Below are 14,387 nucleotides of genomic sequence, written 5' to 3'. Positions count from 1 at the left end.
CGGCGGAGATGACGGAAGCCAACGAGGCGGCCAGGGGACCCCTGGCCGGAGCCGTGATCGCGGTGGCGGGGGCCGGCGGCCCCGCCGGACGCGCGACGCTGCAGCGGCTGGCCCGTGCCGGCGCCTGGGTCATCGCCGCGGACGCCAACCCGGAGCGGCTCGCCGAGGCCGTGGACCTGGCCCGCTTCGACGCGGGCGGCGCCGGGATCACCGGGGACATCGTCGACCTCCTCGACCTGGACGCCACCCGCGAGTGGGCGGGCCGGATCGAGAAGGAGCACGGCCGGATCGACGGCATGGTCCACCTGGTCGGCGGCTGGCGCGGATCGGCCTCCTTCCAGGAGACCGACCTCGCGGACTGGGACTTCCTGGAGAAGCTCCTCATCCGCACCGTCCAGAACACCTCGCTCGCCTTCCACGACGGGCTGCTCTCCAGCCCCTTCGGGCGCTACGTGCTGATCAGCGCCGCCGGGGCCACCCAGCCCACCGCGGGCAACGCCGCGTACGCCGCGGCCAAGGCCGCGGCCGAGGCGTGGACGCTGGCCATGGGAGACTCCTTCCGCAAGCTCGCGGGGGAGCACGCCCCGAGCGCCGCGGCCACCGTGCTGGTGATCAAGGCCCTGGTGCACGAGCAGATGCGCAAGGAGCGCCCGAACGCCAAGTTCGCGGGCTTCACCGATGTGACCGATTTGGCCGACGCCATCGCCGACGTGTGGAACCGGCCCGCCGAGGAAGTGAACGGAACCCGCCAGTGGCTGACACCCCGCCCGTGACCGCACCCCCGACCGACGCGGTCCGGCACCACGACCCCCGGGTCCGGGGCTTCGCCAGCGACAACTACGCGGGCGTCCACCCCGAGGTGCTGGCGGCGATCGCGCTCGCCAACGGCGGCCACCAGGTCGCCTACGGCGAGGACGACTACACCGCCCATCTGCAGGAGGTCTTCCGCGGCCACTTCGGCCCGCGGGCCGAGGCCTTCCCGGTCTTCAACGGCACCGGCGCCAACGTCGTGGCCCTGCAGGCGCTGACCGAGCGCTGGGGCGCGGTCGTCTGCGCCGCCTCCGCCCACATCAACGTGGACGAGGGCGGCGCCCCGGAGCGGATGGGCGGCCTGAAGCTGCTCACCGTGCCCACCCCGGACGGCAAGCTCACCCCCGAGCTGATCGACCGGGAGGCCTGGGGCTTCGACGACGAGCACCGCGCGCAGCCGCAGGTCGTCTCGATCACGCAGTCCACCGAACTGGGCACCTGCTACACGCCCGAGGAGATCCGCGCGATCTGCGACCACGCCCACGAACGGGGCCTCGCCGTCCACCTCGACGGCTCGCGGATCGCCAACGCCGCGGCCACCCTCGGGGTGCCGCTGCGGGAGTTCACCACCGACGCGGGCGTGGACGTCCTCTCCTTCGGCGGCACCAAGAACGGGTTGTTGCTGGGCGAGTGCGTCGTGGTGCTGAACCCGGAGCGGGTGCGGGCGATGAAGCACCTGCGGAAGCTGTCCATGCAGCTCGCCTCCAAGATGCGCTTCGTCTCGGTGCAGTTCGAGGCGCTGCTCGCCGGTGACCTGTGGCTGCGCAGCGCCGGTCACGCCAACGCGATGGCCCGGCGCCTGGAGTCGGCCGTCCGCGCCGTCGAGGGCGTCACCGTCGTCCGCCCCGTCCAGGCCAACGCGGTCTTCGCGCGGCTGCCGCGTGAGGTCAGTGAACGGCTGCAGAAGCGCTACCGCTTCTACTTCTGGGACGAGTCGACCGGTGAGGTCCGCTGGATGTGCTCGTTCGACACCACGGAGGAGGACGTGGATTCCTTCGCGGCGGCGCTGGCCGAGGAAATGGCCGCCCATTCCGCCTGAATCCGAAAAGCCAGAAGGGCGTACGGGATTTCCCGTACGCCCCTCTGGGCGTTCTTTCCGTGCCCCTCGTGGGGGCGCCGGATCACGCGTTGACGCAGGCGTTGCCGAGCGCGGGGTTGAGCAGCGCGATGATGTTGACGGTGTTGCCGCACAGGTTGATCGGCACGCTGACCGGGATCTGGATGACGTTGCCGCTGGCGACACCGGGCGAGCCGACGGCGGCGGCCTGGGCCGAGGCACCGCCGTGGTCGTAGCCGCGACCGTGGTCGGTCGCGCCGGCGGCGCCTGCGGCACCCATCACGGTGGCGCCGGCGACAGCGGTCAGGGCCGCGGCCTTCGCGATGCGCATCATTCGTTCTCCTCGTGGACGATCGCTCGGTGGACCCTGATCAACGACCCCTGAGGGCACCGAATGTGGGAATCCATCCGTTCGGCCCTTGCGTCAACCGGGCAAACGTCAACGACTCGTACGGAGAGGTGATCCCGGTCTCGTAGAGCAGACCGACCGTGCCGTCGGCGAGTTCGACGAGGTCGGAGTAGGCCGCGGGACGTTCGCCGACGGGGGGTTCGGACGTCCACGAGGCGCCCTGGTCCCCGCTGACCCGGAGGGTCATCCTGCGGCGTTTCGCGGGGTAGGCCGGGCCCGAGTACAGCAGCGCCCCGTCCTGGGTGCGCAGTACGCTGCCCTGCACTTCGGGACCCTCCAGGGCGCCCTGCGGCCGGAAGATGCCGTCGATGCTGAGCCCGCCGTCGGAGCTGTAGGCGTCGGCACGGGTGGGGGCGGAGAATCCGCGGTCGTCACGGCTGTTGACGTAGACCCGGCCGCCGGGGAGTTCGGCCATCGTGCTCTCGTTGAGGTTCAGCCAGTCCCCGGGGAGGGCCTGGACGAAGCCGATGTGCCAGTCCTGGCCGCCGTTGTCGCTGTAGAGCGCGTGGGCGCCGTGCACCGTCACGCCGGCCAGGACGGACGTGTGGTTGGCGGGCACCAGCAGGCGTCCGGCGTGCGGGCCGCTCCTCAGGGCGATGGCGTGCCCGGGACCCGTCGCGTACCAGCGCCAGTTGGCGGGTTTGACCTCGGAGGTGATGTCGCGGGGCGGGGACCAGGTCAGGCCGCCCGAGTCGCTGTGCAGTTCGTAGACGAGCCGTTCCGGGCCGGTGTCGCGGCAGATCAGCAGCACGACGCGCCCGGTGCGGGGATCCACCACCGGGGCGGGGTTGCCGAAGGTCTCGGTACCGGCGTCGGCGATCAGCTGGAGCGGCTCCCAGGTGCAGCCGCCGTCGTAGGAGCGCCGGAGCACGACGTCGATGTCACCGTCGTCCGCCCCGGAGTTGCGGCGCCCCTCGGCGAAGGCGAGGACGGTGGTCCCGCCGATGCGTACGACCGCCGGGATGCGGAAGGTGTGGTACCCCTGCGTCCCGGACCGGAAGGGCACCGACGTCGCGCAGGCGGCCGGGAGCGGTGTGGCCGCCTCGCCCGCGGACGCCTGCCACCCGGCGGCCCCGGTGATCAGCAGGGCGAGGCCGGCCAGCGTGCGTCTGCCCCTGGCGGCGGCGAGTGTCATCGGGCGATTCCTCCGGGCGGCGTGCGGTCGGCCAGCGGCGCCACATTCTCACCGGTCGGCCCGAGTCGCCGTATGACACTCCGTTCGATGCTTTTCCGGTAGTTCAATATGAGGAATTAGGCCGAAACGGCGGCGGATATGCTTGACGGTTTACCGGGTCCCGCCATTGTCTGTGTCAGAGGTGTCGACCAATGAACATGCCCGGATCCTTTCGGGGGCGCTGGTCGAAAAGCCCGCGTGGAGCGATAGTTGTGCACCTGTCGTCCATGCCCATGACAGGGGGACACCCGCCATGACCCGACCGACCCCACGTCGTACGGTGCTGGCCGCCGCCATCGCGGCGGCAGCCGCGGCGACGACCGCTCCGCGGGCCTTCGCCGCGTCCGGCGCGGACGACTGCGACCTGGCCGACGACGTGGTGGGCAGGCCGGGCGCCCACGACGGCGACGCGGCCGCCGTGGACTACCGGGCCTGGACGCGATGGGCCGACTGGCACCGCGGACGGGGCTCCGGCACCGGTGTCGTGCCCGGTCCGCGCCCCGGCGTGGCGATCCTGCGGCCCACCGGCACGATGGAGTACACCGACCCGCACACCCGGATCACCGCCACGTGGGAGACCGCCACCTGGACCTCCCCCGAGCACACCCCGCGGCACCCGGCGACCGAGATCGTCGCCTCCTGGAACGCCCGCACGCCACCCGGCACCTGGATCCAGGTCGAGCTGGGCGCCACGTACACCGACGGCAGCCGGTCCCCCTGGTACGTGATGGGCCGCTGGGCCTCCGGCGACGCCGACATCAAGCGCACCTCCGTCGACGACCAGAGCGACGGCAGGAGCAGCGTCTGGACCGACACCCTCTCCGTCGACGAGCCCGCCTCGGGCCTGCGGCTCGCCTCGTACCGCCTGCGGCTCACCCTGCTGCGCACCCCCGGCTCCCGGGTCACCCCCACCGTCTGGCGGCTCGGCGCCATGGCCTCCGACGTCCCGGACCGCTTCACGGTTCCGGCGTCCGTGCCGGGCGTGGGAAGGGGGGTCGAACTGCCCGTGCCGCGCTACTCGCAGGAGATCCACAAGGGGCAGTACCCGCAGTACGACAACGGTGGCGAGGCCTGGTGCAGCCCGACGGGCTCCCAGATGGTCATCGAGTACTGGGACCGCAAGCCGGCCGCCGCCGACCTGGCCTGGGTCGACCCCTCCTACGCGGACCCCCAGGTCGACCACGCCGCCCGCTACACCTACGACAGCCAGTACGAGGGCTGCGGCAACTGGCCGTTCAACGCGGCCTACGCGGCCACGTACCACGACATGGTCGGCGTCATCACCCGGCTGCGCGGCCTGAACGACATCGAACTGCTGATCAGGGCCGGCATCCCGGTGATAACGTCCCAGTCCTTCCTCGCCGGTGAACTCGACGGCGCGGGGTACGGGACCTCCGGGCACCTGATGTGCGTCATCGGCTTCACCGCCGACGGCGACGTCATCGCCAACGACCCCGCGAGCCCCGACGACGCCTCGGTGCGCCGCGTCTACAAGCGGTCGCAATTTGAAACCATCTGGCTCAGGACGAAGCGCTACACCGCCGACGGGCAGCTGCGCAGCGGCACGGGCGGCGTCTGCTACCTGTACTGGCCCCTGCGGCCCTCGGGCCGCCAGGCCCGGGCACTGCAGCGGATCGGGGTGCTCTAGATCCCGGTGGCCCCGGCGGCCGCGGTCAGCCGCCGGAAGCCACGGGTGCGAGCGGGCGCAGCGAGAAGCTGATGCTCGGGACGGGCAGCAGGCTCGGTAGGTAGGTCGGGTAGGTCGGGTAGGTCGGGGGGAAAGCCGTCCGCCAGTCCTGGGCCGGCTGGTAGCCGGTCGCGCCGGGTAGGCCCGGGCCGCACTCCAGGCTGCCGTTGACGACGTGACAGGGCGTCCCGCCGGGCGACGGTGTCGTGTCGTCGCCGCCGCCGGCGATCGCCACGATGATCCCGACGAGAGCGGCGGCGCCGACCGTGACGAGCCCCACGCGGGTCTGGTGCTTCCTCTGCTGCTCCGCGTCGGGATCCACCACGGTCGTGAACCGCCATCCCTGGAACGACGGCTCCTTCGCGTCGCCCGGTTCCTCCGCCAGCCACGGATGCGCCGGATCGGGGGGCCCAGAGCGGTCGGGGTCCACGTCCAGGAGCGTGAGGTGGAGCCGCAGCCGGTCGAGTTGGGGCGGCTCGGAGAGCGCCTCCGTGACGAGCACGCGCAGCCCGTCGTCGGCCAGGCCGTCGCACACCAGGCGGGTGCTCCCGCCCCACAGCGGGACCCAGGCGGCCCGCCCCTCCCGGAGCAAGGTGTGGCCCACCAGCGCGTGCAACGCCTGCGCCAGCTCCTCGCCGGTGCCGTCGAACTCCTGGGCCAGTGCGCCCGGTCCGTCGTCGGCGAGCAGGCGCAGCACGGTGTCCAGCCCCGGGAGCCGCTCCCCGGTCGCGCGCGACGCGGCACGCAGGAGGTCCCAGGCGCGTGTGCCCGCCACACGATTGGCGGAGAGCTCGATCCAGCGCTCCCACGGGACGGTCGTGCGGCTGTGGGCCGGCGGACCGCGCAGTTCCTCGAGCACACGTCCCACGTCCTCGGGGAGCAGCCGGAGCGCGCCACTCCCGTCGTCCTCCCCGGGCGGGACGTCGAGTTCCCGGAGACGGCGCAGCCTGAGACCGAGCGGCGGGTGCGAGTCGCGCCGGCGCGAGCGGATGCGGTCGTCGTCCACCGGTACGCGCCGGACGCCCAGCTCACCGAGGAGCGAACGGAACGCCAGGTAGGGGTTGTCGGGGTGCATCCCCACCAGGGCGGCCGGATCGAGCCATTCCCGCTGGAACCTCCGCCACGCCACCGCGGTGCCGTGCGTCGCGCGCAGCGCCGACGCCGTCACCTCGCGCCCGGCCAGGCGCGCGGCCGTGCGGTCCGCCTCGAGCTCCTGGCGGCGTCGTACCGCGAAGGTGAGCCACCGGAAGACCAGCGCGTACAGCCGTACGGAGCCGCGCACCACGAGGTGCGGGACGGAGAACCACCTCGTCCCGGTGTTCCACTGGCCGAGGGTCGTGGCCAGGGCGGCGTCGCACCGGTACGCGACGGCCCCGAAGCGCGTGTGGCGGTGGGAGAAGTGGCCGAACTCGTGGGCCAGCACGGCCCTCAGCTCCGCGTGGGTGAGGCTCGCCAGCAGGGGCAGGCCCAGGTGGAGCCGGCGCTGCCCGGACAGCAGGCCCAGCGCGGCCCCGTCCTCGGACACGGACGCGTTGGCGTCCCCGGTCAGCAGCAGCACGTCCGGCGGGCGCGCCCCGACCCGCCAGGCGATGCCGGTGGCCAGTTCCCACAGCGCGGGAGCCTCTTCGCGGGACACCGGTACCGCGTCCGCCCGCAGCGGCGCCGCCCGGGTGATCGCGCCCAGCCCCTGGACGATGCTCAGCAGCAGCGGGACGGCGGCCGCCGCGACGATGACACCGCGCATGGCGAGGTCGGCGTGACCGTCCCGGGCCGCGAGCAGGAAGGGACCGAGCAGACCCAGCACGCCGAGCCCGAGCCCGCCGATCAGCACGACCAGACCCGCCAGCAGCACGATCGCCAACAGCGCCCGTAACGACGCCCACACCGCGCTCATCGGTCACCCCCTCCGCGTCCCCCGTGCCCCTCGATGATGCCCGCTCGCGGACGGCGTGGACCACTTGTCCACAGGCCCCTCAGCCGACCGGTACGCGCGCGTAGCGGCCCACCACGCACAGGTCGTCGCCGATGCGCGCGGCGGCCTCGAGGAGCGGGGGCAGCAGTTCGGAGCGCGACTGCTCCACGGAGCGGCGGCTGGCGTGCATGGAGACGTTGACCGCGGCCACCACCCGGCCGCCGCGGTCGCGGACGGGGACGGCGATGGACCGCAGGCCCTCCTCCAGCTCCTCGCTGACCAGGGCGTGCCCCTCGGCGGCGACCTCGTCGAGGACGCGGGCCAGACGCGGTGCGTCCGTGACGGTGTGCCGGGTCAGCCGTGTGAAGCCGGTGCGCGCGAGGTGTGCCGCGCGTTCCCGGGCGGGCAGCCCCGCCAGCAGGACGCGGCCCATCGCGGTGGCGTAGGCCGGGAAGCGTGTGCCGACCGTGATGTTGACGCTCATGATGCGGACGGTGGGCACGCGCGCCACGTACTGGATGTGCTCGCCGGACAGCACCGCCATCGACGCGGAGTCGTGCACCGCCCCGACCAGTTCGATCAGATGGGGCCGGGCGATCTCGGGGAGCGTCAGCCGCGACAGGTGGGCGCAGCCCAGCTCCAGCACGTGCGGGGTGAGCCGGAAGAGGCGGCCCTCGGAGGCGACGTAGCCCAGGTGCTCCAGGGTGATGAGGGAGCGCCGCGCGGTGGCGCGGGCCAGCCCGGTGGCCTCGGCGACGGCGGTGAGGGGGAGTTCGGCCCGGCCCCCGCCGAAGGCGGTGAGCACGGCGAGCCCGCGGGCCAGGGACTCCACGAACTCCGGTCCGAGCTCCTGCTTGGAGGCCCGCGTCCAGGCGGCGGGCGAGGGCGACGCGTCGGCGGGGGAGGGGGCGGGGGCGTCGGCGGGTCGCGAGAGGGCGTCCTCCATGGCCGCGACCGTCTCCCGCAGCCGGGGCAGCACGGCCTCGCGCAGCGACTCGGCGCTGTGCCTGCTGGTGTGGCTGACCACGCTCACCGCGCACACCGGCTTCCCGGCGGTGTCCCGTACGGGCACGGCGACGGCGATCAGTCCCGGCTCGATCAGCTGGTCGTCCGCCGACCAGCCGTGGGTACGCGCCGCGGCGACCCGCTCCGGGAAGGAGGCGGCGGCGTCCCCGTGTCCGCGGGGCAGCGCGGGGAAGCCGGTGTCCAGCGGGTCCGCCGCGCGGCGATGGCGCCAGCGCTCCCATCCGGCGTCGTCCCAGTCGCCGGCGAAGAGCGCCCCGGGGGCGCCGCGCTCGGCCGGCAGCTGGTCGCCGATGCGGAAGGTCAGGGACATCGCGCGGCGACGGGTCGCCTGGTGGACGAAGCGGACCCCGTCGCCGTCCGGCACGGCGATGGACACCGACTCGTCCAGGCCGTCGGCGAGGGCGTCGGCGAGCGGTCCCAGCAGGTCGGGGAAGCTGCTGGCGGCGAGGTAGGCGTTGCCGAGTTCCATCAGCCGGGGGGCGAGGACGGCGTCCCGGCCCTCGACCCGCAGGTACCCGGTGCGGACGAGCGTGCTGACCACCCGGTCCACCGTGGACCGCGCCAGGCCGGTGGCCCGCACGAGGTCGCCGACCGAGCGCCGGCCGTCCGCCGCGGCCAGCTCGCGCAGCACCGCCAGTCCCCGGACGAGGGGGCCGACGGCCTCCTGCGGCGGGGGAGCGGTCGCGGTGGTCAGCGGTGTCATCAGCACTCCAGCGTGGCGGAACGTCGTCGAAACCGTACCGCCCCGGAACGTTGACAGAGCGGGCGCCCGAGGATCACACTCGGGCACAAGCAATTGTGAACTTAAGTTCACTGGACGAACAAGAAGGTGGGCGCAGGATGGACAAGGTGGTCGCCTCGGCCGCTGAGGCCGTAGCGGACGTCCAGGACGGCGCGTCACTGGCGGTCGGCGGCTTCGGCCTGAGCGGCGTGCCGAACACGCTGGTCCAGGCCCTCTACGAAGCCGGGGTCAGCGGTCTCGCCGTCGTCTCCAACAACTGCGGCGCCCTCGACTCGGGCCTCGCGGTCCTGCTCGCCGCGCGCCGCATCGCCCGCGTCACCGGCAGCTACATCGGGGCCAACAAGGAGTTCGCCCGCCAGTACCTGGCCGGTGAGCTGGAGCTCGAACTGATCCCGCAGGGCACCCTTGCCGAGCGCCTGCGTGCCGGCGGCTGCGGCATCCCCGCCTTCTACACCCCGGCCGGCGTCGGCACCCAGGTCGCCGAGGGCGGCCTGCCCTGGCGCTACGACGGGGACGGAGGCGTGGCACTGGCCTCCGAGCCGAAGGAGGTGCGCGCGTTCGACGGCGTCGAGTACGTCCTGGAGCGCGGCATCACCACCGACTTCGCGCTGGTCCGCGCAGCCAAGGGCGACCGCCACGGCAACCTGGTCTTCAACAAGGCCTCCCGCAACTTCAACCCGCTCGCCGCGATGGCCGGCCGGATCACCGTCGCCGAGGTCGAGGAACTCGTCGAGCCCGGCGCGATCGACCCCGACCAGGTGCACCTGCCCGGCATCTTCGTCCAGCGCGTGGTGGCGCTCACCCCGGAGCAGGCCGCCGACAAGAAGATCGAATTCCGTACGGTCACCGCCAGGGAGGTGCTGTCCTGATGGCCTGGACACGCGACGAGATGGCCGCCCGCGCGGCCCGGGAACTGCGCGACGGCGAGTACGTCAACCTCGGCATCGGCCTGCCGACGCTGATCCCCAACCACCTCCCCGAGGGCGTCGAGGTCGTCCTGGAGTCCGAGAACGGCATCCTCGGCACGGGTCCCTTCCCCTACGAGGAGGAGGTCGACCCCGACCTGATCAACGCGGGCAAGGAGACCGTCACCGTCCTGCCCGGCGCGGCCTTCTTCGACTCCGCGCTGTCCTTCGGGATGATCCGCGGTGGTCACATCGACACCGCCGTGCTCGGCGCCATGCAGGTCTCCGCCCGCGGCGACCTGGCGAACTGGGCCGTCCCGGGCAAGCTCGTCACCGGCATCGGCGGCGCGATGGACCTGGTGCACGGTGCCCGGCGGGTCATCGTCACCATGACCCACACCGCCAAGGACGGCAGCCCCAAGATCCTCCAGGAGTGCGCCCTGCCGCTCACCGGCCGGGCCTGCGTGGACCGGATCATCACCGACCTGGGCGTCCTCGACGTCACCGACGGGGGACTCGTCCTCGTGGAGAGGGCCCCCGGGGTCACCACGCAGGAGATCCTGGACAAGACCGCGGCCCCGGTGCACGTCGCCGTCGCCGCAGAAGGGAGCGCCCGATGAGCGGGCAGCTGCGTGAGGTGTACGTCGTCGACGCCGTCCGTACCCCGGTCGGCAAGTACGGCGGCGCCCTGTCAGGAGTGCGTCCCGACGACCTCGCGGCGCACGTCGTGGCCTCGCTGGTGGCCCGTACGCCCGAGCTCGACCCGGCCCGGATCGACGACGTCTTCTTCGGTGACGCCAACGCCGCGGGCGAGGACAACCGCAACGTCGCCAGGATGGCCGCACTGCTCGCCGGGCTGCCCGTCACCGTGCCCGGCACCACGGTCAACCGGCTCTGCGGCTCCGGCATGGAGGCCGTGATCCAAGCCGCCCGCGCCGTGGCCGTCGGCGACGTCTCCGTCGCCATCGCCGGCGGCGTGGAGTCCATGAGCCGCGCCCCCTGGGTGCTGCCCAAGCCCGAACGAGCCTTCCCGGCGGGCCACCAGGAGCTGTACTCCACCACCCTCGGCTGGCGCATGGTCAACCCGAGGATGGACCCGCGGTGGACCATCCCGCTCGGCGAGAGTGCCGAGCTGATTGCCGACCGGCACGGCATCACCAGGGAGCAGCAGGACGCCTTCGCCGTCGCCAGCCACGAGAAGGCGGCCCGCGCCTGGAAGGACGGCCTGTACGAGGCCGAGGTCGTCCCGGTCGACGGCGTGGACCTGCCGCGCGACGAGACGATCCGCGACACCACCTCCATGGAGGCGCTCGCCCGCCTCAAGCCCGCCTTCCGCAAGGACGGCGGCACCGTCACCGCGGGCAACTCCTCGCCCCTCAACGACGGAGCGGCCGCGCTGCTCGTCGTGGACGAGGAGGGCCTGAAGGCCACCGGTCGCGAGCCGCTCGCGCGCATCCGCGCCTCGGCCGTCACCGGCATCGAGCCCGACTACTTCGGCCTCGCCCCCGTCGAGGCCGTCCGCAAGGCGCTGGCCAAGGCCGGCACGGGCTTCGGCGACCTCACCACCGTCGAACTCAACGAGGCCTTCGCCTCGCAGGTGCTCGGCTGCCTCGCCGGATGGCCCGAGCTCGACCCCTCGATCGTCAACCCGCGCGGCGGCGCCATCGCCGTCGGCCACCCGCTCGGCGCCTCCGGCGCCCGCATCGCCGGCGCCGTCGCCCACCAGCTCGCGGCCGCGGGCTCGGGCACCGGCCTCGCCGCCCTGTGCATCGGCGTCGGGCAGGGCCTCGCCCTCGTCCTGGAAAGGTAGGAGCCCTCCGCATGAGCAGCCGCCCCCTCACCCAGGGCCAGATCTCCGCCGAGATCGCCGACGAGCGCGCGGCCTACGCCAAGCGACGTGCCGACGGCGGCGTCGCCGAGGACCACCCCGACCGGGGCTACGCGCCCTACCGGAGCAGCGTCCTGCGGCATCCCAAGCGCCCGTTGGTGGCGGCGGGGGCGGCGGCCGGCGACCCCGAGGCCGTCGAGCTCTCGGGCCCGGTCTTCGGCGTCACCGACGTCACCGCCCTCGACCACGACCTGACGCGGCAGCACCAGGCCGAGCCGCTGGGCGAGCGCATCAAGGTCACGGGGCGCGTCCTGGACCGCGCGGGCCGGCCCGTGCGCGGCCAGCTCGTCGAGATCTGGCAGGCCAACGCCTCCGGTCGCTACGCGCACCAGCGGGACGACCATCCCGCCCCGCTGGACCCCAACTTCACGGGCGTCGGCCGCACCCTGACCGGGGACGACGGCACCTACGAGTTCGTCACCATCAAGCCCGGCGCCTACCCCTGGCGCAACCACATCAATGCCTGGCGCCCGGCCCACATCCACTTCTCGCTCTTCGGCCCGGCGTTCACCCAGCGCCTGGTCACCCAGATGTACTTCCCCGGGGACCCGCTCTTCGCATACGACCCGATCCTGCAGTCCGTCACCGACGACTCGGCCCGGCAGCGGCTGGTCGCGACGTACGACCACGACCTGTCCACCCCCGAATGGTCGCTCGGCTACCGCTGGGACATCGTCCTGGACGGCCCGGCCGCCACCTGGATCGAGGAGGGCCGATGAGCGACAAGGCACCCGCCCCCACGCCGTCGCAGACCGTCGGCCCCTTCTACGGCTACGCGCTGCCGTTCCCCCAGGGCGGCGACCTCGCCCCCGCCGGGCACCCGGACACCGTCACCGTCCACGGCTGGGTCTACGACGGCGCGGGGCAGCCCGTCCCCGACGCGCTCATCGAGGTCTGGCAGCCCGCCCCCGACGGCTCCCGGCACGGCGCCCCCGGTTCGCTGCGCCGCGACCAGGTCACCGGGGCGGTCCTGGGGCGCGACGGACTGGTCTTCACCGGCTTCGGGCGCATCGCCACCGACGCGGACGGACACTACGTGATGCGCACGCTCCCGCCCGGCGGCGTCCCGTACCTGTCGCTGATCGTCTTCGCCCGGGGTCTCCTCCACCACCTGCACACCCGGGTCTACCTCGGCGACGCCGAGGGCGACCCGCTGCTCGGCTCCCTGGAGCCGCAGCGGCGCGCCACCCTGGTCGCCACTCCGGAGGGCGGGCGCGTCCACCGCTTCGACGTCCGGCTCCAGTACGACGGAGTTCATGAGGAGACGGTCTTCCTTGCCTTCGACTGACCCCGCCGCGGACGTCGGCCTGCTCTCCCCGGTCCGGGCCGGGTCGGCCGCCGAGGAGGCGACCGGGGACGCCGCCTTCGTACGGGGCATGCTCGACGCGGAGGCCGCACTGACCAGGGCGCAGGCCGCGCTCGGGCTCGCGCCGGCGTCCGCGGCGGCCGCGGTGACCGCCGCCGCGGCGGAGCCCGGCCGGTTCGACCCGCGTGACCTCGCGCTGCGCGCCCGGGCCGGCGGCAACCCGGTGATCCCGCTGGTGGCCGACCTGACCGAGGCGGTGGGGGAGCGGGACGCGAACGCCGCCCCCTATGTGCACCGCGGCGCCACCAGCCAGGACATCCTGGACACCGCGGCGATGCTCGTCGCGTCCCGCGCGCTGCACCCCGTCCTGGACGACCTCGCCGCCGCGGCCGGGGCGTTCGGACGGCTCGCCACGGAGCACCGCGACACCCCGATGGCGGGACGCACGCTGACGCAGCACGCCGTCCCCACCACCTTCGGGCTCAAGGCGGCCGGCTGGCGCTCCCTCGTCCTCGACGCGCACGACCGGCTGACCGCCGTCCGCGGCGACCTGCCCGCGCAACTCGGCGGTGCCGCCGGCACGCTCGCCGCCTTCGGCGCCTTCGCCGAGGCGGACGGCACCGCCCCGGGCACGAGCGCCGCCACCGCTCCGCGGCTCCTCGCCGCCTACGCCGCCGAGACCGGGCTGGCGGAGCCCGTGCTGCCCTGGCATACCCTGCGGACGCCCGTCGCCGACCTCGCCGGGGCACTCGCCTTCACGGCGGGCGCGCTGGGCAAGGTCGCCGCCGACGTACTGGTGCTGTCGCGCACCGAGATCGGCGAGGTCACCGAGGGCGCCGGCGGCGGTTCCTCGGCCATGCCCCACAAGGCCAACCCCGTCCGCGCCACGCTCATCGCCGCCACGGCCCGCCAAGTGCCGGCGCTCGCCGCCGTGCTGTACGGCTCCCTGGCCGCGGAGGACGAACGCCCGGCCGGTGCCTGGCACACCGAATGGCAGCCCCTGCGCGAGGCGTTGCGCCTTGTCGGCGGCGCCGCCCGGGACGCCGCCGGACTCGCCGCGGGATTGCGCGTCCACCCGCACCGCATGCGCGAGACCCTCGGCACGACGGGCGGTCTGGTGGTCACCGAACGTCTCGCCGCGGCCCTGACCGCTCTCATGGGCCGCGGCGAGGCCAAGTCCGCCCTCGCCCGGGCCTCCAGGCGCGTCACCGAGGAGGGGATCGCCCTCGACGACGCCCTGGCGCAGGACCCGGCCCTCGGCGGCCTCCTCCCCGAGGGACGCCTCCGGGAGCTCACCGACCCCACCCGCTACACGGGGTCGGCCGGCGCGCTCGTCGACCGCGCCCTGCGCCGCCCCGGCCCCACGGGGACGTCCTCGTGACCGCCCACGCCCCCTTCCGCGACCCGGGCCGATCGGGGTACGCCATGTCCGGGGGACTTCGGACCCGGGCGGGCGCCCGCCCGGCCGCCG

At 73.8% G+C, this 14,387-nt stretch carries 13 protein-coding genes; 9 read left to right on the top strand and 4 right to left on the bottom strand.

Annotated elements, in window-relative coordinates; genetic code table 11:
* The first annotated feature begins 8 nt into the window (after nucleotides 1–8).
* Together OG937_07680 and OG937_07675 are read left to right on the top strand one after the other, a co-directional pair.
* Nucleotides 9–773: an SDR family oxidoreductase gene (locus tag OG937_07680; GenBank protein ID WUD78664.1), complete on the top strand. Its 765-nt coding sequence runs from the start codon at nucleotides 9–11 to the stop codon at nucleotides 771–773.
* Complete coding sequence (locus OG937_07675) at nucleotides 752–1,849, top strand: low specificity L-threonine aldolase (GenBank protein ID WUD71579.1); 1,098 nt, start codon at nucleotides 752–754, stop codon at nucleotides 1,847–1,849. Before OG937_07680 ends, OG937_07675 begins: the two co-directional genes overlap by 22 nt.
* Before the next feature lie 82 nt (nucleotides 1,850–1,931).
* Here the strand turns inward: OG937_07675 and OG937_07670 are convergent, their stop codons facing one another.
* A complete protein-coding gene (locus OG937_07670) occupies nucleotides 1,932–2,201 on the bottom strand; it encodes a chaplin (protein ID WUD71578.1) in 270 nt (89 codons plus the stop codon).
* 37 nt (nucleotides 2,202–2,238) lie between these two features.
* Complete coding sequence (locus OG937_07665; protein ID WUD71577.1) at nucleotides 2,239–3,411, bottom strand: glycoside hydrolase; 1,173 nt, start codon at nucleotides 3,409–3,411, stop codon at nucleotides 2,239–2,241.
* Between the two features lie 292 nt (nucleotides 3,412–3,703).
* Between OG937_07665 and OG937_07660 the strand changes: the two genes are divergently transcribed.
* Nucleotides 3,704–5,098: a peptidase C39 family protein gene (locus tag OG937_07660; GenBank protein WUD71576.1), complete on the top strand. Its 1,395-nt coding sequence runs from the start codon at nucleotides 3,704–3,706 to the stop codon at nucleotides 5,096–5,098.
* A gap of 25 nt (nucleotides 5,099–5,123) precedes the next feature.
* Here OG937_07660 and OG937_07655 read toward each other — a convergent pair whose 3' ends face one another.
* Both OG937_07655 and OG937_07650 read right to left on the bottom strand, forming a co-directional pair.
* Nucleotides 5,124–7,031, bottom strand: a complete 1,908-nt coding sequence (locus OG937_07655; protein WUD71575.1) for a M48 family metallopeptidase — start codon at nucleotides 7,029–7,031, stop codon at nucleotides 5,124–5,126.
* A 79-nt stretch (nucleotides 7,032–7,110) separates the two neighbouring features.
* Nucleotides 7,111–8,778 carry a helix-turn-helix domain-containing protein gene (locus tag OG937_07650; protein ID WUD71574.1) on the bottom strand — a complete coding sequence of 556 codons (1,668 nt, stop codon included), beginning with the start codon at nucleotides 8,776–8,778 and terminating at the stop codon, nucleotides 7,111–7,113.
* Nucleotides 8,779–8,915: 137 nt separating this feature from the next.
* On the opposite strand from OG937_07650, the gene OG937_07645 reads away from it, so the two are divergent.
* The 6 genes from OG937_07645 to pcaB are packed head-to-tail and all read left to right on the top strand — an operon-like array spanning nucleotide 8,916 to nucleotide 14,297.
* Nucleotides 8,916–9,686: a CoA transferase subunit A gene (locus OG937_07645; GenBank protein ID WUD71573.1), complete on the top strand. Its 771-nt coding sequence runs from the start codon at nucleotides 8,916–8,918 to the stop codon at nucleotides 9,684–9,686.
* Nucleotides 9,686–10,342 (top strand): CoA transferase subunit B, encoded by a 657-nt coding sequence (locus tag OG937_07640; protein WUD71572.1) that lies wholly within the window; start codon nucleotides 9,686–9,688, stop codon nucleotides 10,340–10,342. The genes OG937_07645 and OG937_07640 overlap by 1 nt, the downstream gene beginning before the upstream one ends.
* Complete coding sequence (locus tag OG937_07635) at nucleotides 10,339–11,532, top strand: thiolase family protein (GenBank protein ID WUD71571.1); 1,194 nt, start codon at nucleotides 10,339–10,341, stop codon at nucleotides 11,530–11,532. The genes OG937_07640 and OG937_07635 overlap by 4 nt, the downstream gene beginning before the upstream one ends.
* Before the next feature lie 11 nt (nucleotides 11,533–11,543).
* The gene (gene pcaH / locus OG937_07630) at nucleotides 11,544–12,329 is read left to right on the top strand and encodes a protocatechuate 3,4-dioxygenase subunit beta (protein WUD71570.1); all 786 of its coding nucleotides are present in this window, start codon (nucleotides 11,544–11,546) and stop codon (nucleotides 12,327–12,329) included.
* Nucleotides 12,326–12,898, top strand: a complete 573-nt coding sequence (gene pcaG, locus OG937_07625) for a protocatechuate 3,4-dioxygenase subunit alpha (protein ID WUD71569.1) — start codon at nucleotides 12,326–12,328, stop codon at nucleotides 12,896–12,898. The genes pcaH and pcaG overlap by 4 nt, the downstream gene beginning before the upstream one ends.
* The gene (gene pcaB, locus OG937_07620) at nucleotides 12,867–14,297 is read left to right on the top strand and encodes a 3-carboxy-cis,cis-muconate cycloisomerase (GenBank protein ID WUD71568.1); all 1,431 of its coding nucleotides are present in this window, start codon (nucleotides 12,867–12,869) and stop codon (nucleotides 14,295–14,297) included. Before pcaG ends, pcaB begins: the two co-directional genes overlap by 32 nt.
* The last annotated feature ends 90 nt before the right edge of the window (nucleotides 14,298–14,387 follow it).

The organism is Streptomyces sp. NBC_00510 (assembly GCA_036013505.1).
Lineage (GTDB): Bacteria > Actinomycetota > Actinomycetes > Streptomycetales > Streptomycetaceae > Actinacidiphila.
Note: the sequence above shows the minus strand (reverse complement) of the source record. Positions and strands in the feature narration are given on the sequence as shown.